The organism is Planococcus rifietoensis, assembly GCF_001465795.2.
Lineage (GTDB): Bacteria > Bacillota > Bacilli > Bacillales_A > Planococcaceae > Planococcus > Planococcus rifietoensis.
The window spans coordinates 2103178-2122566 of sequence record NZ_CP013659.2 but is presented as its reverse complement, the minus strand read 5'-3'; the positions used below and the strand labels follow the sequence as shown (position 1 = coordinate 2122566).

The 19389-nt window shown below is 49.3% G+C and carries 17 protein-coding genes; 14 read left to right on the top strand and 3 right to left on the bottom strand.

The window, feature by feature from the left end; genetic code table 11:
* Positions 1 to 115: 115 nt before the first annotated feature.
* From AUC31_RS10585 to AUC31_RS10575, 3 genes are read left to right on the top strand one after another with little or no spacing between them, the layout of a single operon-like run.
* Entirely contained in the window at positions 116 to 403 is a 288-nt protein-coding gene (locus AUC31_RS10585) for a hypothetical protein (RefSeq protein ID WP_157073488.1), read from the top strand.
* A gap of 18 nt (positions 404 to 421) precedes the next feature.
* Positions 422 to 1063: a flavin reductase family protein gene (locus AUC31_RS10580; RefSeq protein ID WP_058383234.1), complete on the top strand. Its 642-nt coding sequence runs from the start codon at positions 422 to 424 to the stop codon at positions 1061 to 1063.
* A gap of 25 nt (positions 1064 to 1088) precedes the next feature.
* A complete protein-coding gene (locus AUC31_RS10575; protein WP_058383235.1) occupies positions 1089 to 1646 on the top strand; it encodes a GNAT family N-acetyltransferase in 558 nt (185 codons plus the stop codon).
* Positions 1647 to 1922: 276 nt separating this feature from the next.
* Here the strand turns inward: AUC31_RS10575 and AUC31_RS10570 are convergent, their stop codons facing one another.
* On the bottom strand, positions 1923 to 2633 hold the full coding sequence (locus AUC31_RS10570; protein WP_058383236.1) for an MBL fold metallo-hydrolase: 711 nt from the start codon (positions 2631 to 2633) through the stop codon (positions 1923 to 1925).
* Positions 2634 to 2774: 141 nt separating this feature from the next.
* On the opposite strand from AUC31_RS10570, the gene AUC31_RS10565 reads away from it, so the two are divergent.
* The 8 genes from AUC31_RS10565 to AUC31_RS10530 all read left to right on the top strand — a co-directional run bounded on the left by AUC31_RS10565 (position 2775) and on the right by AUC31_RS10530 (position 13121).
* Positions 2775 to 3320 carry a glycerol-3-phosphate responsive antiterminator gene (locus AUC31_RS10565; protein ID WP_058383237.1) on the top strand — a complete coding sequence of 182 codons (546 nt, stop codon included), beginning with the start codon at positions 2775 to 2777 and terminating at the stop codon, positions 3318 to 3320.
* Positions 3321 to 3638: 318 nt separating this feature from the next.
* Complete coding sequence (locus AUC31_RS10560; protein WP_058383238.1) at positions 3639 to 4472, top strand: MIP/aquaporin family protein; 834 nt, start codon at positions 3639 to 3641, stop codon at positions 4470 to 4472.
* A gap of 19 nt (positions 4473 to 4491) precedes the next feature.
* Positions 4492 to 5994 carry a glycerol kinase GlpK gene (gene glpK, locus AUC31_RS10555; RefSeq protein WP_058383239.1) on the top strand — a complete coding sequence of 501 codons (1503 nt, stop codon included), beginning with the start codon at positions 4492 to 4494 and terminating at the stop codon, positions 5992 to 5994.
* Positions 5995 to 6131: 137 nt separating this feature from the next.
* Positions 6132 to 7805, top strand: coding sequence for a glycerol-3-phosphate dehydrogenase/oxidase (locus AUC31_RS10550; protein WP_058383240.1), 1674 nt, complete (start codon positions 6132 to 6134; stop codon positions 7803 to 7805).
* A 261-nt stretch (positions 7806 to 8066) separates the two neighbouring features.
* The gene (locus AUC31_RS10545; protein ID WP_058383241.1) at positions 8067 to 10097 is read left to right on the top strand and encodes a cell wall-binding repeat-containing protein; all 2031 of its coding nucleotides are present in this window, start codon (positions 8067 to 8069) and stop codon (positions 10095 to 10097) included.
* Positions 10098 to 10230: 133 nt separating this feature from the next.
* Complete coding sequence (locus AUC31_RS10540) at positions 10231 to 10764, top strand: divergent PAP2 family protein (RefSeq protein WP_058383242.1); 534 nt, start codon at positions 10231 to 10233, stop codon at positions 10762 to 10764.
* 158 nt (positions 10765 to 10922) lie between these two features.
* Positions 10923 to 11291, top strand: coding sequence for a hypothetical protein (locus tag AUC31_RS10535; RefSeq protein WP_058383243.1), 369 nt, complete (start codon positions 10923 to 10925; stop codon positions 11289 to 11291).
* A 366-nt stretch (positions 11292 to 11657) separates the two neighbouring features.
* A complete protein-coding gene (locus tag AUC31_RS10530; RefSeq protein WP_058383244.1) occupies positions 11658 to 13121 on the top strand; it encodes a trypsin-like peptidase domain-containing protein in 1464 nt (487 codons plus the stop codon).
* 85 nt (positions 13122 to 13206) lie between these two features.
* On the opposite strand, the gene AUC31_RS10525 is transcribed toward AUC31_RS10530, so the two are convergent.
* Together AUC31_RS10525 and AUC31_RS10520 are read right to left on the bottom strand one after the other, a co-directional pair.
* Entirely contained in the window at positions 13207 to 13911 is a 705-nt protein-coding gene (locus AUC31_RS10525; RefSeq protein ID WP_058383245.1) for a class D sortase, read from the bottom strand.
* Positions 13908 to 15086, bottom strand: a complete 1179-nt coding sequence (locus AUC31_RS10520) for a processed acidic surface protein (protein ID WP_058383246.1) — start codon at positions 15084 to 15086, stop codon at positions 13908 to 13910. Before AUC31_RS10520 ends, AUC31_RS10525 begins: the two co-directional genes overlap by 4 nt.
* 217 nt (positions 15087 to 15303) lie before the next feature.
* Between AUC31_RS10520 and AUC31_RS10515 the strand changes: the two genes are divergently transcribed.
* Genes AUC31_RS10515 through AUC31_RS10505 form a run of 3 tightly spaced genes read left to right on the top strand, consistent with a single transcriptional unit; the run spans position 15304 to position 19337 of the window.
* A complete protein-coding gene (locus AUC31_RS10515) occupies positions 15304 to 16629 on the top strand; it encodes a sigma 54-interacting transcriptional regulator (RefSeq protein WP_058383247.1) in 1326 nt (441 codons plus the stop codon).
* Positions 16626 to 17936 (top strand): aspartate aminotransferase family protein, encoded by a 1311-nt coding sequence (locus AUC31_RS10510; RefSeq protein ID WP_058383248.1) that lies wholly within the window; start codon positions 16626 to 16628, stop codon positions 17934 to 17936. Before AUC31_RS10515 ends, AUC31_RS10510 begins: the two co-directional genes overlap by 4 nt.
* Before the next feature lie 36 nt (positions 17937 to 17972).
* Complete coding sequence (locus AUC31_RS10505) at positions 17973 to 19337, top strand: YjiH family protein (RefSeq protein WP_058383249.1); 1365 nt, start codon at positions 17973 to 17975, stop codon at positions 19335 to 19337.
* Positions 19338 to 19389 lie beyond the last annotated feature (52 nt).

Here is a 19389-nt window from a genome sequence, read left to right as displayed (position 1 = left end):
GGGTTCAAGCTGCTTGATGGCGAAAGGTTAAACTAACATCAACGGGTGGGAAATACGGCTGAAAGGCACTGGAGATTTGGCTGGATAATTATGTAATGGCTGGAGCGTGAAAGCGGTGGAGCTTGTATATGAATGGATGGGCCACATCCAATTGGGGGTATTTTTGCTGGCGCCGCTATTATTGCCCTGGTGGCTGAAGCGGTACATCTGGCTTGGTTTTGTGGCAGTCGGGTATGTACTGTACATAGCTTGGGGGCTGTATCTTCAAGTTATGGGAACTATGGAAGAGTTCGGGACCGGCTTCGGCATGATGATCCTGCCGTATTTGGCGGGAATTTCGCTATTCGGCTATTTGCTGCAGAAGTCGATCGATCATGCAAAGCAGAACGGTTCGGAGGAATAGAAAAGGGAGTGGACATTCGTGATTATCGACCCTGCACAACAAACGAGCAAGGAAAATTATAAACTGCTGATCGGCAGCGTGTTGCCGCGGCCGATTGCCTGGGTATCATCCGTATCGTCCGGTGGCGAGTTGAATTTGGCGCCTTTCAGTTTCTTTACGGTCGCCTCGCGAAATCCGCCGATGTTGATCTTTTCCATCGGTGAAGGGGTCGAGACCCGGGCAGGCACAGTGAAAGACACGCTGACGAATATCCGGGAGCGCGGCGAGTTTGTCGTCAATATCGTTTCGGCGTCCCTTGCGAATGAAATGGCGAAAACCGGGGAGCATGTTGCACCGGAGATTGATGAATTCGCTTATGTAGGCTTGACGCCTGCTTCGTCGGAAGTGGTTTCGGTACCGCGTGTCAAAGAGTCGCCTGTCAGCATGGAATGTGAGTTGGTGCAGGTCATTCCGCTTGGCGACGATCATCTTGTAATTGGACAGGTGCTGCGCTATCACATCCAGGATGAATTATATGACAAGGGCAGAATCGATACGAAAAAGCTCGCGCCGATCGGTCGGCTTGCCGGGAATTATTCGCCTGTAGAATCGATGTTTTCATTACCGAATGAGCATTTGGAAGAATATTTGCGGCCCCCGGTAGATAAAGACCGGAAATAGCCGCGCCTACGGGGAGGGATGCTTCATGGCCTTACAGGTTGAAAATCTTAGATTCGAACGTTTGCGCCGGGAACATTTGCCGCAACTTTACGAATGGATCACGAAAGAGCCACAGATCAACCGGTTTTGGGGATATAGCTATAATGGAACTTACGGGGAATTTGTGCGCGAATTTGTCGGGAGCATCAAAGGCCGGGATCCGACTGAACCGTATCTTATCTATTATCTGGAGCAACCAATTGGCTATATCCAGACATTTCGCTGGAGCGATTATCCGGGCAGTGAACAGTTTCAGGAATTACAGCGTGCAGCTGGCCTGGATATCCTTATCGGGTCGCCCGCCTATCGCGGCAAAGGTTTTGGCCAAGCGATCATCCGGCGCTTTTTAGAGGAAGTGGTGTTTTGCGACGGCTCGGTGACGTGCTGCGTTACTGATCCGGATATCCGCAACAAGCCGGCGATCCGTGCCTACGAAAAAGTCGGGTTTGAAATCGTCCGGCGTGTGGAGGAAGTATCGGAAATCACGCGGCCGGTTTGGTTTATGCGCGTCGGTCGCCAGCAATTGAAACAGAAGAAACCCTAGCCGTAAGTGGCTAGGGTTTTCAGGCTGTCGAGGAACTCAGGAAACCGTATTTTCCGAAGCTTATCGCTCGCTTTCCGTGGGGCGGGAATCGAGCCTCCTCGTCACTGCGTTCCTGTGGGGTCTCTCAAACCCGCTAGTCCCACAGGAGTCGAGCGAACCCTTCTCCAAATACTCAGATAGCACATTGATTTTTGAATGTAGAAATGGTGATTTCCTTTTTCACTCATAGCGGATTATAGACTTCTTCAACACTCTGGAAACCCTAGCCGTAAGTGGCTAGGGTTTTAATTTTTGTTCGGCATCGCGTATTGCTTGTTCCATGAAGCGCACAGGATGGTCAAGCAGTCGGCCGTGCCCGACGGCGAGATAGCTTGGCTGCAGCAAGGTCAATTTCTTGGCGCTGTCGAGCGCTGTACGCTTGTCCCATGTCGCCATCGCCGGAAACGGGAACAGCGGCTTGAAGGTTCCGGAAACAGCAATGCCTCCGCGTGTCTGAAAGGCATCTCCTGCGAGGAGGACGCCTGAACGTCTATCGAAAAAGGAAATCGAACCGGGGGAATGCCCGGGGGACAGGAAGACTTCGAGTGAGCCGACGCGATCACCTTCTTGCAGCAGGCGGTCCGGTGTCGTCTGGATATTTTTCGGGATTCCGCCTTTGACGGGTTTGCCCCCATCTTCCGGGGAAGCGCTCTTATCCCCAGCGAGGATTTTTGCTTCCCTTTCCGAGACGGAAACTTGCGCCGCAGGGAACTGTTTTTTCAAAGCGTCGAGTGCACCGACGTGATCGATATGTGCATGAGTCAGCGCGATTTCTGTAATCGGTTTGCCGATGGTTTTTGCCGCCAAAGCGATGTCCCTAGCCGCGAAACCCAAAGCGCAATCGACGAGCGTCAAGCCTTCCTGTTCTTCGACCAAATAACAATTTACCGGAAACACTGTAGGCATAAAAGCCAGTTGATAAACATTCTGCACTTTCTTGACTCGCATGACCGCCAACTCCTTTTGGATGATTACTTCCATTTTATCGCAATTGGCTGGTGAAATGAAGCCGGGGGGAAATAGTTGTGCAGGAAACAAAGCTGGCGCATAATGTCCGTAGATTGTTTTTTAACGGAGGAGGAAAATCTGTTGGTTAAGTTAAAAGGCGTAGTGCCTGTCATGCGTAACCTAAAGGAATTTGAACGGCTGCTTGCCAGTGACCAGGAGACCATCATTTTCCTGGAAGTCCGGCTCGCCCAGCTCAAGCCGCTTGTTGCGGCTGCGAAGAAGGCTGGCAAGAAAGTGATTTTGCATGCCGATTTGATTCAAGGCCTGAAAACGGACGCTTACGGCATTGAGTATTTGGTCCGGGAAGTGAAACCGGATGGCATCGTCTCGACAAGAAGCAATGTCATCGCTCTTGCGAAGAAAAATAAATTGACGACGATCCAGCGATTGTTCCTGCTCGACAGCCATGCGCTCGAACATAATTTAAGCTTGATCGATCAAGTAAAACCCGATTACATTGAATTATTGCCGGGGCTCATCCCGTCAATCATCAAAGAAGTGCACGAACGGACGGGCATCCCCATCATTGCAGGCGGCTTGATCCGCACAAGGGAAGATATCGAACTTGCATACCAAGGCGGGGCGGAAGCCGTCTCGACATCCCAGGCAGAACTGTGGGATACCTGAGTTTGTAAAGCTCACTCATCGGCGATCGCTCTTCAGAAAGGGCGCGTGCCGATTTTTTTCAATTTCCATCACTCCCAGATAATCCCCAAATAATTGTTGACAGCGTTTTCAAAAACTGCTAAATTGATTTTACAAGTTAAGGACCGTGCAGGAGAAAAGAGATCCGCATCGGACAAGGCCCAGTTTATTGGGCCTTCGTTCGGTGCGGATTTTTTGTGGCCAGTTCTTGATTATACATGGAAATTCTGCTGGAAAGCGTGCCTTGTCATTTGACAGGTTCGATATAAGCGGAGGATCTGAAAAAGGGGTGTATGGAAAATGACAGTATTTTTAGCAGAATTGATCGGTACAATGATCCTCATCATTTTTGGTGCGGGTGTCGTAGCAGGCGTAACATTAAAAGATTCAAAAGCGGAAAACGGAGGATGGATCGTCATCACGATCGCTTGGGGACTCGCGGTAACAATGGGCGTTTATGCAGTCGGGAATTTCTCGGGAGCGCATTTGAATCCGGCAGTCACTTTAGGTTTTGCATCTATCGGTGAACTTCCGTGGTCACAGGTGCCGGTTTATATTACCGCACAAATTTTGGGTGCCATCATCGGTGCCGTCATCGTCTTCTTCAACTATCTTCCACACTGGGCAAGAACGAAAGAAGCCGAAACAAAGCTTGGCGTTTTTGCGACAATTCCGGCTATCCGACGTCCGTTTTCCAACTTGATCAGTGAAATTGTCGGGACTTTTGTGTTGGTCATGGGCTTATTGTTCATCGGGGCCAATGATTTTACGGAAGGCTTGAACCCGTTGATCGTCGGCGCGCTCATCATCGCGATCGGCATGTCGCTTGGCGGCACAACAGGGTATGCGATCAACCCTGCCCGTGATTTGGGGCCACGTATCGCACACGCGTTGCTGCCAATTCCAGGAAAAGGCCGCTCTGACTGGAGCTATGCTTGGGTACCGATTGTCGGCCCTGCTTTAGGGGGGATTTACGGGGCAGTTTTCTACAAAGCCTTGTTTACGGGAGATTACGGTTTGCCATTCTTCGCATTAAGTTTAGTGCTTGTCCTGGTATTTATCGGTACAGCCAGTGTAGAATTGAAAAATGGTCGAGCGAAGACCAAGCAATTAAAAGAGAAAACCATTTCATAAGTTAGCGGAGGAGATTCCAGTGAGTAAAAAATATATTTTATCGATCGACCAAGGAACAACCAGTTCACGGGCGGTCCTGTTGAACCATGCCGGCGAGATTGTCGGTACGGGCCAGCAGGAATTCCAGCAATTTTTCCCGAAACCGGGTTGGGTCGAGCACGACGCCAATGAAATTTGGACTTCGGTCCTGGCGTGCATTGCAGAAGTATTGCGTAAAACAGACGTTGACCCATCCGAAATTTCAGGTATCGGCATCACCAACCAGCGTGAGACGACCGTCGTCTGGGATCGCAATACTGGCAAGCCGATCTATAAAGCGATTGTTTGGCAATCGCGCCAAACAGACGGCATCTGCAATGAATTGAAAGACCAGGGATTGAACGATACATTCCGCAAGAAGACCGGCCTCTTGATCGACGCGTACTTTTCCGGCACGAAAGTGAAATGGATCTTGGACAATGTCGAAGGCGCGAGAGAAAAAGCGGACAATGGCGATTTGATGTTCGGTACCATCGATACATGGCTCGTCTACCGTTTGTCTGGTGGTTCGACGCATATCACGGATTACAGCAACGCATCCCGTACGCTCATGTACAATATCCACGATCTTGAGTGGGACGATGAACTACTCGACATCCTGACCGTGCCGAAGAGCATGCTGCCCGAAGTGCGCCAGTCATCAGAAATTTATGCGCATACCATCAATTATCATTTCTTTGGCCATGAAGTGCCGATCGCAGGGATTGCCGGCGATCAGCAGGCAGCATTGTTCGGTCAAGCCTGCTTCGAAAAAGGCATGGCGAAAAACACTTACGGGACTGGATGCTTCATGCTGATGAACACTGGTGAAAAAGCTGTTGAATCTGAACATGGCTTATTGACGACACTTGCTTGGGGCGTCGACGGCAAAGTCGAATATGCGCTTGAAGGCAGTATTTTCGTAGCAGGTTCTGCGATTCAATGGCTGCGCGACGGGCTGCAGGTTATCGAGACGGCACCTGAGAGTGAAGATTTCGCAAAACAAGTGGATTCGACTGACGGTGTCTACATGGTACCGGCATTTGTCGGACTCGGTACGCCCTACTGGGATACTGATGCGAGAGGCGCTGTATTCGGCTTGACACGCGGCACGACGAAAGCACATTTCATTCGTGCGACACTCGAGGCGCTCGCATATCAGACAAAAGACGTTGTAGATGTTATGATAGAAGATGCAGGGATCGAATTGAAGACTTTGCGCGTCGATGGCGGCGCAGTCGGCAACGATATGCTGATGCAATTCCAGTCGGATTTGCTTCACGTACCGGTTGAACGCCCGCGCATCCAAGAAACAACGGCGCTCGGGGCTGCTTACTTGGCAGGCCTGGCAACAGGATTCTGGAAAGACAAAGACGAGATTGCCGCACAATGGCAGCTTGACAAAACTTACGAGCCGGAAATGTCCGACGAAACAAGCGAGCGACTGTATACAGGCTGGCAAAATGCGGTAGCCGCAACTCGTACATTCAAGCCCGTCAACTAAACTTACAAGTTAATCACACGAGAGATAAATGGCCGGAGACGAGGAGAGACCATGCCAGTACAGCAGATATAAATCTGCGGCTGTGTACAGGTCTCTCTTTTTAATATGGAAAATATTGGAAAAGGAGTCGGTTAAGAATGAAATTCTCAAGCCTAGAACGCACAGAAACTTATGGACAAATGAAACAAGCGCCACTGGATGTATTGATCATCGGAGGCGGAATCACAGGAGCGGGGATTGCGCTCGATGCTGCAGCACGCGGCGTCCGTGCAGGGGTCCTGGAAATGCAGGATTTCGCAGCAGGAACTTCAAGCCGTTCAACGAAACTCGTACACGGCGGTTTGCGTTACTTGAAGCAATTCGAAGTGAAAATGGTTGCAGAAGTCGGCAAAGAACGTGAAATTGTCTACGAAAACGGGCCGCACGTCACGACACCTGAATGGATGATGCTGCCATTCCACAAAGGCGGCACATTCGGACCGCTCAGCACCAATGTCGGCCTTCGCGTCTACGATTACTTGGCAGGCGTGAAAAGAAGCGAACGCCGCCAAATGTTCTCCCGCGAAGAAGCAATTCGCCGCGAGCCTCTTGTGAAACAACAAGGGTTGAAAGGCGCAGGCTATTATGTCGAATACAAGACAGACGATGCGCGCTTGACGATGGAAGTCATGAAAAAAGCTGTCGAAAAAGGGACGCTTGCACTGAACTACGTGAAAGTAAAAGGGTTCCTCTACGACAATGGCAAAGTGGTCGGCGTGGTAGCAGAAGACCAGCTTGATGGCTCGATCCACGAAATCTTTGCGAAGAGAATCGTCAATGCGGCTGGCCCGTGGGTCGATACTTTGCGCGAAGAAGACAAATCGAAAAAAGGCAAGACTTTACAGCTGACAAAAGGAATCCATTTGGTGTTTGACCAGTCCCGCTTCCCGCTTAAGCAGGCGATCTATTTCGATATGCCGGACGGCCGCATGGCGTTCGCCATCCCGCGCCAAGGCAAAGTGTATGTCGGCACGACCGATACGGTGTACAAACAAGATATCGCGCACCCGACGATGACAACGGAAGACCGCGACTATGTTCTAGAAGCTGTTAACTTCATGTTCCCGGACGTAGCGATTACTGCGGCTGATATCGAGTCAAGCTGGGCAGGATTGCGCCCGCTGATCCATGAAGAAGGCAAAGACCCATCCGAGATTTCCCGTAAAGACGAAATCTTTGTATCGGATTCCGGATTGATTTCAATCGCCGGGGGCAAGCTCACTGGCTACCGGAAAATGGGCGAAAGCATCATGGACCTAGTCACTAAGCAACTTCAAGAGGAATACGGTACTGCTTTCAAGAAAGTATCCACGAAAAAAATGGCGCTGTCCGGCGGGGAAGTTGGCGGTTCTAAAGGCTTTAAAACATTCAAAGCCGATCGCTTGAAACGTGCGGCCGAGTTTGGGCTCACGGAAGATGCGATGGAATTGCTCGTCAACCGCTATGGTGCGAACGTCGACCATGTGCTGCGCCATTATACAGACGGATTGGCTGATGCGGCATCGCATAATCTCGATCCGCTTGTCTATGCAATGCTGCGCTATGGAATTGAATCGGAAGCTGTGTGCAAGCCGGTCGACTTCTTTATCCGCCGTACAGGCGCGCTGTATTTCGACATCCACTGGGTACACGCCCATAAAGAAGCCGCTGCAGATTATATGGCAGGCGTATTCAATTGGACAGCCCAGCAGAAAACACGCTATATGGAAGAGCTGGAGATCCTTCTCCATGAAGCGGTCATTCCAACAGCTCAATCCGAATTAAGTAAATAAGTTCTGCTAGTTCCAACAGCCCCTTATCATTCATTTGATAAGGGGCTGTTTTTTTGATTAAAATAATAAAACTTGCGCCTATAGTGCTAAAAGAAGGCTTTCAAAGGGTAGAGATTAATATCCATTTTTTATCTAAATTCAAAAGAATTTTTACATTGTCTAGGCATTTGTTCGGAAAGGTCGTATAATTTTTGTAAATAACTATTTGAATTATCAGAAAATATAGAGTGGAAAGACTATGGGGGCGTGAGGAGAATGACCATGAAACAGACAACTACAGCATTGGCGGCTATGACATTAGCCCTTTCTCTAATAGGCATCAGCACGGCTGGGCAAGTACAGGCTGCATCAGAAAAACCGGCAGACCGCATCATAGTGAAAATGCGTGAACAGGGTAGGTTTGAAGGCGCAGTTATTGCACAGAAAGTCACGACAGCGGAAACAGGCGGCGGGCAAATCGTCACGCTCGATGTGCCAGATGGGCAGAGCGTGGAATCGTTCATCGCAGAGCTTTCTAGACAAGGCAATATTGAATATGCTGAACCTGACCGGCGTGTGGAACTGGCTGCGATACCGAGCGACCCGTTTTACGCAGGGTATCAATACCATCACCAGCTCATCGGTTCCGAATCTGCCTGGGATAAAACGACCGGCAAAGCGGATGTGCTGGTAGCGGTCGTTGACGATGGATTCGATTTGCTGCATCCGGATTTGAAAGGGCGCATCGTTTCCCCATACAGCGTGATTACTGGGAAATCGGGCGATGTCAGTATAGAAGTTCATGGCACACATGTAGCAGGGCTGATCGCCGGAAATATGGGCAATGGATTGTTCGGTGTAGGAGTGGCACCGTCAACGAGCATCATGCCAATCGATGTGTTTGACGGCGAAGACGGCTTTATCTCTGATGTGGCGGCTGGCGTTTACTACGCCGTGGACAGCGGGGCAGATATCATTAATATGAGTTTGGTTGCGTATTCCGATACGAACGTCTTAAGAGAGGCTGTGGAATATGCGCATTCCAAAAATGTTTTGGTGGTGGCGGCAGCAGGCAACGATGACATCAGTTCCCCTTATTACCCGGCTGCTTATCCAGATGTGGTGTCGGTTGCTTCGACGGATGCTGGGGATGAGCGCTCCGACTTTTCGAATTTCGGCAAAACGATCGACATCGCGGCACCGGGTACTGGCGTATTTTCCATTTTCCCCGATAAGTCATTCGGTGGGCTGGACGGAACTTCCATGGCTACGCCAATCGTTTCAGGAGCTGCAGCTTTATTGAAAGCAAATGAGCCGAAACTCAGCAACAGCGATATCGCAGGTCGCTTGATGCTGACGGCAAAAGATCTCGGGACAGCCGGGAAAGATGTATATTATGGACACGGCCGCTTGAATGTCGACCGTGCGTTGACTTTGGATGCCAGCCACTGGTCGAATCGCTTGGCCGGTGCGACACGCTATGAAACAGCAGTCGCAATCTCCAGAGCGGGTTGGAGCTCGGCTTCCACAGTGGTCATCGCGACAGGAAATGATTTTCCTGACGCATTGGCGGGCGGGCCGCTTGCCTATCAGGAAAATGCGCCGATCCTGTTGACGAAAGGCGACAGCCTTCACCCGGCCGCCGCCGCTGAAATCCGCCGTTTGAACCCTGATAAAGCCATTCTTCTCGGCAGCAATGGGGCGCTGTCGGCGACGGTTAAAACGCAAGTGCAGCAGCTGGTCAGCATTGTAGAACGAATCGGCGGCAAGACACGCTACGAGACGGCCGCCATGATCGCAAATGATATTGAAAGTGACCGGGCAGTCGTCTCCAACGGCCAGAATTTTCCTGATGTTCTTTCCGTTTCGCCGTACGCAGCGAAAAATGGCATTCCGATTTTGCTGACGCGGACGGCTACGCTGCCTGCAGAAACTAAAACGGCTTTGTCTGGTAAGAACACAACGATCGTCACAGGAGGCACAGGGGCTGTCAGCAATGAAGTCATGGGACAATTGCCTGGAGCGACACGCTACGGCGGGGCCAATCGCTTTGAGACCGGCAAATTGATTAACCAAGGCTTGCCGATGGGCAAACAAAAAGCCTTTATCGCGACCGGCACAAATTTTCCTGACGCTTTGGCTGGGTCGGTTCTTGCGGCTAAAAAAGACGCGCCAATTTTGTTGACTGCGACGAATTCGATTCCATCTCCAACGAAAAGCTTGCTTTCTTCGTATCCTGCCTATTCGATCTTCGGCAGCAAGGGCGCTGTCACACCAGGTGTGAAATTTGAAATTGACCTGCAATTAAAATAGTGGCACTTTGACCTATTTATAAAGCTTTCCTCCAAAAATATTTCCTCCCTTTACATATCTTTAGGGATTTCAGGGTAAAGGGAGTTATCAGGCGGCATAAGCCGCAGCAGCTACTGTATTGGAGGATGAAAAGATGAGAAAGATGAACCGCGGAATGATCACGTCGCTCGGGGCGATCGGCATCGCACAAGGATTGAAAATAGTCACGCATAAAGTGGTGGCAGGAAAATGGGATTGGCAGCAAGCGTTTACGACAGGCGGCATGCCAAGTTCCCACTCAGCAGGTGTTTCGGCACTCGCCGCATACGTTGCTTCCAATAAGGGTGCACGCCACACGGAAACCGCCCTCGCTGTCGTATTCGGTGCCATCGTCATGTATGATGCGCAAGGAATACGCCGCCACACAGGCGAAATTGCACGTCTTGTCAATGACCTCGAGGACAGCTTCACAAAAATTTCCGGGGAATTCCCGAGTTTTGAATTTGTGGAACGGGATAAAGAATTGAAGGAATTACTCGGACATCAGCCGATCGAAGTAGCCGCAGGAGCTGCATTTGGAACTTTGCTTGGCATCATTGCTGCTAAGATCGAGAACCGTGAACGTGATTTGGAGCAGCAAAAAAGGCTGCCATACAATGGGCGAATGACCCGTGCAGATTACAGATGATAAAAAAGCCGCTGATACAGCGGTTTTTTTCTTTGCGCTGACAACTGAATGTAAAGTTTGTTAAGTGTTGATGAAGACTGGTGCGAAAGGGGTTACGGAAACGGGGAAATCGGTTAGCCTAGAAGTGAAAGCAGACCAATTCGAAGGAGGAAGATCGTTTGAAGATTTCTGCTCTGAACATTTCACTTTCTGCACTTGCTTTTGGCATGGTATTCATGGCGCATTTCGAACCTGTAACATTGGCAAGCGAGAATTTACCGAACGGCAAAAAGTATGAGCCGGGCCGTGAAGTGATCGAACGCCTGGGTCCTCAAGACGATGTGGAAGAAGAATTGGAACAGCTGGAACGTCACGTAGACAGCAAAGGCACGTTGACGATTGAGGAGTATCAAGAGATTCAAGGCCAGTTGGATGAACTGCTGCAGCGTGTAAACGACCAAGCAAAAGCGAGTGGGGAGGCGGATGTACAGTTATTCGGCGAGGTTCTGGAACTACAGGAGACACTTACCGGTATCGACGTTCGCTGAACTTGTCGAGAATTCCCATATAAGCAAGTGCAGAAAGCGGTGCTGAGGCATTGCTTTTTTTGTGGAAATTTTTTTATAGTAAGATGTTGCAGCTGGCAAGTTCTAATCTCCTATGCGATTATCCCAAAAGCATTTCCCAAAAGAACGAGACGGTCAATTTATTCGATTTCTGCTAATGTCAGGAAAAATGGCACTTTAAACAGTTTAGATGAATATAAAGACCTAAAAAACATGTTCTGAATTTTGAAATTTATTACCAAATAAGGACAAAATATTACAAAGGCAACCTAAGGTGGAGGTTTGGCGTTCTAAGGTTTATAATGAAGAAAATTCGGGGATGAATTATGTCCGGCAGGAGGTACAGCTATGAAATGCACAAAGTGTGGCACGATGAATGATGAGTCTGCAAAGTTCTGTGACAATTGCGGAGCGCCGCTTGCCACAAGAAAGCAACGCAAACCGAAGCGCAATAAATTCATGTATGCGCTCGTATTGTTGGCCGTGTTATTGGGTCTTGGATTTGGATTAGGGCAATTAATAGGTGAGGAAGAACCGGAAGTGGCATTGCCTCAGGAAGACACCGAAGCGTCGGAAGAAGTACCTGAAGAAGTACCTGAAGAGCTGCCTGAGGAAGAACCGGTGGAAGAAGAGCCGGTAGAAGAGCCAGCGGAAGAAGAAATGCCGGTGGAAGAGCCGGAAACACAAGTATCTTCTGAAGAACCGGTTGAAGGAACTGTGACGAAAGCAGAAAATATCACGCACCCTTCCGACCAGGAAGAAAAAGTCGAGCCGAAAAAGAAAGATAAGACGGCCGTCATTAAAGGTGCACAATCTCGCGTCTACACCATTTTGACAGAAGGCGGCCAAGGTTCCGGATTCTTGTTCACGGAAACGGGCATGGTCGTAACGAACGCCCACGTTGTGTCAGGGTACACGGATGTGATTGTGCGCAATATCAACGGCCAGGATCATGAAGGAACCGTCGTCGGGATTTCCGCTGAATCCGATATTGCCTTGATCCAAGTCAACGACTTGACGGGAATCGAGCCATTGGAAGTGGAAATGACGGCAACCGATGTCGGAACGGAAGTCATCGCGCTTGGCAGCCCGTCCGGTTTTGAGAATACCGCATCCATGGGTTATTTGACTGGCATCGACCGTGATTTCTACCAGGAATTCACTTACGAAAATATTTACCAAATCGATGCTGCCCTTGCGCCAGGTTCAAGCGGCGGTCCGCTGCTTGACGCAGGTACTGGAAAAGTGATCGGCATCAATTCACTGCTGTTCCCTGAAGGGGATTCAATCGGATTCTCCATTCCGCTCTATTCCATGTATGATCAACTAGATGCATGGGCGAAAAACCCGATGAGCCGTGAAGCGGTTGCGGAGATTTTCCCTGTCTACGATGACTTCGACAGCAGCTACGAAGATGAAGATTACGAATTCGACTACAGCACGACGCACGAATTTACAGAAGAATCGTTGACGGAATTTGTCGTGAGCTATCAGGAGTTTTACGAACTGGCATTGCAGGAAGAAGACTTCTACTATGTTCAGAACTTGCTCGTCTATCAAAGCGATATCTACAATAGCATGATTGAATATATCGACCAAATCGCCGGCAAGAACATGGAACATATTTTCAACAAGCTTGATATTACCAATATTGAAATTAAAGAAGACCACGCACTTGTCTATACAGAAGAAGCGTTTGAGTTTAAGGACGCAGAGGGCAACTGGTCGTTGCAAGAACGCACGAAAGTTTACACGATTGTCATGGATGATTACGGATTCTTCTATATTTCCGATATCGTCAATGTAGAATAGTGAAAAGCCCTGAATGAGAATTCAGGGCTTTTTAAATGAATGCAAAAAGACCGTAGCTTCCTTTTGGGAGGCTGCGGTCTTTTGTTTAGCTGCCCGAGACGAGGTCAGCTACAAGAATATAGCGCTCAGGCGCGTAGCCGACGAAATCGAAAGGATAGCACGTGGAGACGGTCAAAGTGGCCCGTGGTTTCGGGACGATGACGGTGCGGTCATCTTCATCAACGATGCGCACTTGGCGGACGCGGTAAGTGAACGTGCCATCGGCGGTATGGACGATGAACTCATCGCCTTTGCCGACTTTTCCAAGTTCCCGGAATACTGTATCGCGATGCCCAGACAAGACCGAATTATCGGATTGGCCGGGCAATACGCTGCCGGCATAATGGCCGACGCCTTGTTCCAGTTCGTCTTCATCAGTGCCATGGATAATCGGCAAGCTTGCGCCCAGTTTCGGAATGATCAGTTCGCCCATTAAATCGCCGATTTGTGGATCTGATGGGTAGTCGATGTCTTTCGGGAGTTGGGCTATTTCTTCTGCCGCTTCTTCTCCCTTTTCTTGTTCTTCAACTGGGTCCATGATGGATTCGGCCTCTTCAGCTTCCGGTAAAGAAACCTCGGCGTTAGTCGTTTGCAACTTAGGTGCAAAATCCTCTGCAGCAACTGAATCTGCTTTATATAGAAGATAGCCCTTCGCGAAAGTTGCCGCTTGTGTGCCGCTGAACCATAGGCCGAAAGTGATCATGGCAACTGCTGCAATGGTCATCAACCAGGAAATTCTCTTTTTGTTCATGATGCAGGTTTCACCCGTGTACGTCTGTACAATAAAGCGCCGAATGCGATAAAGCCCAGGCCGATTGCCGTATTTTGTGCGAAATCACTAGCAGTTTTCGGCAGCTTTCCGCCTTTGACGGTTTGGTTCGTGTTATCAGCTGGTTGTTTAGATGGTGGGATAACCGTTGGCGTGCTGTTTTCCAATTCTTTTCCGGTGTCGACGATGAGGTCTGACCCGAACATATCAGCGGTCAACAGGATATCTGCCAAAAAATCACCTTCTAGATTATAAAGCTCGATCAACAGGTCATAGCCATCTGTCGACTCTAAAGAAATAAGGGATTGGACGCTCATCTCTTTTTTCTCATCGCCTTTGACGAAATAATACTTGGCTTCCATTTCAAAAATTTCCATGAACTCGTCGTAAATCGATAGAAGTTCTGCAATTTGCTCCGCGGATAATTCGGTTACGGTGGAAAATTCCTCGATTGCCATCATGCGCTCGCTGAGTTCCATCAAACGTTCTTCGAATTCCGGATTTGTGTAATCGAGTGTTTCAAAATGTTGGGAGAGGCGCTCAAGTTCTTGTTCGGTCACACCAAATTCAGCGAATACACCCTCCATGTCCAGATCAAAAAGCCACTCTTCCTGATAGAACATAATAGAACTCTCCAAGTCTTCGATAAACTCGTAATCTGCGAGTGAATCATCAAACAAATTGAGGAATTCTTCGAGCTCATCTTTTGAAGTGAATCCAAAATCCTCAAGCAACAAGGCCAAGTTCGCTTCGGTGATCGGTGTTAACTGTTCCTCGAAATCTAAATAGAAGTCGAGTGAATCTTCCAGTTCTTCCATAAAAATAATGAAATCCCCATCCAATACATCTACACCTGCATCCAAATCGCCGAACTCTTCTAACAGGCTGTTCAATTCAGTACGTGTCAATTCGTATGTATTCATAATTTGTGCAATACCGTCTTCTGTTAGCGGTGTGCCGAGATCGGTGGAAGAATAAAAATCATCCAGCGTCCAGCCCTTGCTGTCTAGATAATCGATGTAATCCGCTTTTTCCCAGCCGATTTCAGCCAATAAGCGGTTAAACCCGCGGTCGTCCTCTGAAATGGCGAATGCCGGAACTGTTCCGATCGCAAGAGCCAGCAAGAGGGATGTGATAAGTGTTAACGCAGCTTTCATTTGAATCCTCCTATATGTGAAATAAATGGAATATCTAGAATAGTATAGTCTTGAATTGAGACTTTTAGAATAGGTCTATTAGATTATAAGGTAAATCTTCTTTTCTGGGAGAAAACAGAATTTTTGTAATGAAATAAATTAATTGTTCGAATTGTCTTGCTTTTTAATTATTCATTATCGTATAGTCTATACAATAATGAATAAAAGAGGTGGAAGCATGCACCGACATTTACTTGTGCCGGACGCTGTCGAAGAAGTCATGGCCATGCACGATGAAGATATCATCATCACGAATCGGGAAGGACGCATCATTAAAGTAACGGAAATGAGCGGCTTGCATTATGGATTGGAGCCCGCCGCACTGCTGGGCCGCTCGATCTATGAGTTGGAACAGGAAGGCGTCTTTACACCAGCTGTCACACCGCAAGTTATCGAGCAGAAGAAAAAATTGGTGCTCGTCCAGGAAACTGCTACGGGTAAAAAGATGCTTATTACCGGAATGCCTGTCTTTGATGAACAGCGTGAAGTGGAGTATGTCATCAGCTATTCCTATGAAGTTTCAGAACTGATGGTCATAAAAGAATATCTGGAATCGCTGGAAACGGAAATGGACCGAGTTAAAGGCGAATTGGCGTATTTGCGGGGCAGGCAATTGCCGGTTAACGGAATCATTGCTCACAGTGCCCAATCCGAACGTGCGTTGCGCAGCGCGATGAAATTGGCTGAATACGATGCTGCCATGGTGATCGAAGGACCGCGTGGTACCGGCAAAAGCTTATTTGCCAAACTCATACACCAGAACAGTGCAAGAATGGACAAGGCTTTCATTGAAGTTGATTGCGGTGCGATTCCGGAAACAATTTTCAATGAATCGTTTGAAGGCGAAGGTGGCTATTTCAGCCTGGCGCAAGGAGGAACGCTTGTATTGAACGAAATTGACCAGCTTTCAGGCCGTGCGCAATCAATGCTGGAAAAGCTGCTGGTGGAAAAACGCGACATCCGGTTGATTGCCATCAGCGAAGCTTCCTTAGAAGAACACACCCAAAAAGGCAGTTTCCGGGAAGCGCTATTTTATCTATTGCACGTTTCACTGATCAGGCTTTCAGGTCTGCGTGAACGCCCGGAAGACCTAGAAGCCTATTTGTCGCAGACAATTGAAGAACTCGGGGATAAATACGGCGATTCGAAAAAGCTAGCGGATCCGGCATATGTTCATCTGTTGCAGTTGGAATGGCCCGGCAACTTCCGAGAAGTGCGCAACGTGCTCGAACGAAGCTATCTCGAAAGCGAGCACGATGACATCCGCCTCGAAGATTTGCCTGCTAGTTACCGCCCGGCGAAAGATGAGCAAGTCGGCATTGAGCTTGAAGGCCGCACCTTGCCGCATTTGCTTGACGCAGTCGAGAAGAAAGTGCTGGAAAACGCCAAGAAACGCTACCGTACGACGACTGAAATGGCGGAACGGCTTGGCATCAGCCAGCCTTCTGTCGTGCGCAAACTGAAAAAGCATGCCATTGCAACAGGAAAGGATGAAGACTTATGACAACAAAACAAACACAGGACTGGATGGAAATGACGAATTCCATCGGCAATCTGCTGGCACCAAGCATGGCGAAAGACCATCCCAATCTACCGGTCGTCAAAGCGGAAGGTTGTTATTACTACGGGGCGGATGGCCGGACCTATCTGGATTTCACATCCGGCATCGCCGTGGAGAATGTTGGGCATCGCCATCCGAAAGTCGTCCAGGCAATCAAAGACGGAGCCGACCATCTGATCCACGGGCCGTCCGGCGTCATCATCTATGAATCGATCTTGAAGCTGGCATACGAGCTCCAGCAAATCATGCCGGGGAAACTGGATAATTTCTTTTTCGCGAATAGTGGGACAGAAGCGATCGAAGGCGGCATCAAGCTTGCGAAATACGTCACGAAACGACCATACGTCGTGTCGTTCACCGGCTGTTTCCACGGGCGTTCGATGGGCGCGCTTAGCGTGTCGACTTCGAAAAGCAAATACCGCAAACATATGCAGCCGTCCTGGCTGACCTATCAATTGCCATATGCCCATCCGGATGATTTGCCGGAAGGAGCGGATCCGAAAGTGTTCTTCCCTGAAAAACTGGAGCGTGATATGGAAAAGCTCTTCAATCACCAAGTGACGCCGGAAGAAGTCGCTTGCATCATCTTGGAACCGGTGCTCGGAGAAGGCGGCTATATCATCCCGCCAAAAGAATGGCTGGCGAAAGTGCGCGAAATCTGCGACCGCCACGGCATCCTGTTGATATTCGATGAAGTACAGACCGGTTTCGGCCGAACTGGCAATTGGTTCGCCGCACAGACTTTTGGAGTCACGCCGGACATCATGGCTGTCGCAAAAGGCATCGCCGCCGGACTCCCGCTCAGTGCGACGGTGGCATCGAAAGAATTGATGGATCAATGGCCGCTCGGCACGCATGGCACGACATTCGGCGGCAATCCACTTGCTTGTTCTGCGGCGCTTGCATCGATCGAAGTGCTGAAAGAAGAACGGCTATTGGAAAATGCGCAGACGCTCGGTGCTTATGCCCTGGAAGAGTTGGACAAGCTGAAACAAAAACATCCAACCATTCGCGAAGTGCGTGGCGTCGGGCTCATGATCGGAATCGAATTGATGGATCCAGAAACCGAACGCCCGGACGGGAAAGCGGTCATGACGGTATTGGATGATTGCCTGAAGCAAGGGGTGCTGTTCTATTTATGCGGCAATTCAGGAGAAGTTATCCGGATGATTCCGCCGCTGACGGTCACAAAAGAACAGATTGATGAAGGCATCAATATACTGGACAAGGCATTAACGAATTTGCAGTAACAAATGAAGGGGAATATATATAAGGGGGAAACGTTCATGACCAGCATACCAAAAGAGAAACAGGCCTTATCGCCATCTGCAACATGGAAATTTATCATCCCATCATTAATCGGGGCTTTGCTATTCCTTGTCCCTGTCTCCTATGACGGGCAAATTACAATCGGGGTCGGCATTCTTGCTTCATTCTTGCTGTCGACATTCGGGGAGTGGATTCCTGGATTCATTTTGGTTCTTCTTGGCTTCTCAGCATTCGCAGGATTGGCAGCGAGTATCGTGAAACCTGGATTCATCCAAAATTCCGATATGCTTCGTCCGATTTTCATCATCGGACCAGTTAGCTTGGCAATCCGCTTTATCGGATTTGCGGTTGGTATCATGGCCTTCTATGAAATAGGCCCGCAAGCGATTGCTTCACGCAATACAGGGGGCGTCGTGCTTTACGACTTGGCTCCGGTGTTGTTGACCTGGTTCTTGTTTGCCGGCATTCTCTTGCCGTTGCTTGTCGAGTTCGGCTTGATGGAGTTTGTCGGGACTTTGCTCAATAAAGTCATGCGTCCGGTATTTACATTGCCGGGGCGTTCGTCAATTGATGCGATGGCTTCCTGGATGGGCGCTGCGCCTGTAGGTGTTTTGGTGACGATGAAACAATACGATGAAGGCTATTACACGAAACGCGAAGCGGCCGTTATCGCGACGACTTTCTCCATCGCTTCTGTCGCGTTCAGCTTAGTCGTCGCAAACGTCATCGGCATTGGCCACCTGTTCCTGCCATTTTATCTAGCGGTTTCGGTCGCTTGCTTAGTCGCAGCGGTCATCATGCCGCGCATTCCGCCTTTGTCCCGTAAAACTGATACATACCGGGAAGGCGTCGGGAAACAAATCGACGACAGCGTTCCAGAGAATGTTTCTTTGGTCAAATGGGGATTTGAAGCCGCACGCTTGAAAGCGAGCCAAGCCGCGAGCGGCAAGAAGCTGGCACAGTCCGGCATCGGCACCGTTATGGATATCTGGCTCGGGTTGATCCCGCTGGTCATGGCTCTTGGCACGGCCGCGCTGGTCATCGCAGAATACACGCCGATCTTCCGCATCATCGCGTATCCGCTCATTCCGTTGCTGACACTTTTAGGCTTGCCAGAAGCGGCACAAGCGGCACCGACTTTACTGGTCGGATTCGCGGATATGTTCCTCCCGGCGGTGCTCGGCAGCAGCATCGAAAGCGATTTGACGAAATTCGTCATCGCTGGCATGTCGCTAACGCAGTTAATCTATATGTCGGAAATCGGCATCTTGATCCTGCGCTCGAATATTCCGGTGAAGTTTTGGGAGCTGTTGGTCATTTTTCTCTTGCGTACAGCGATCACTTTGCCGATCATCGTCTTGTTCGCACATCTTTTCGTATAAGCAGGAGCCTTCGCCATAGCGGAGGCTTTTTTGCTTTTTGGAAACAATGCTA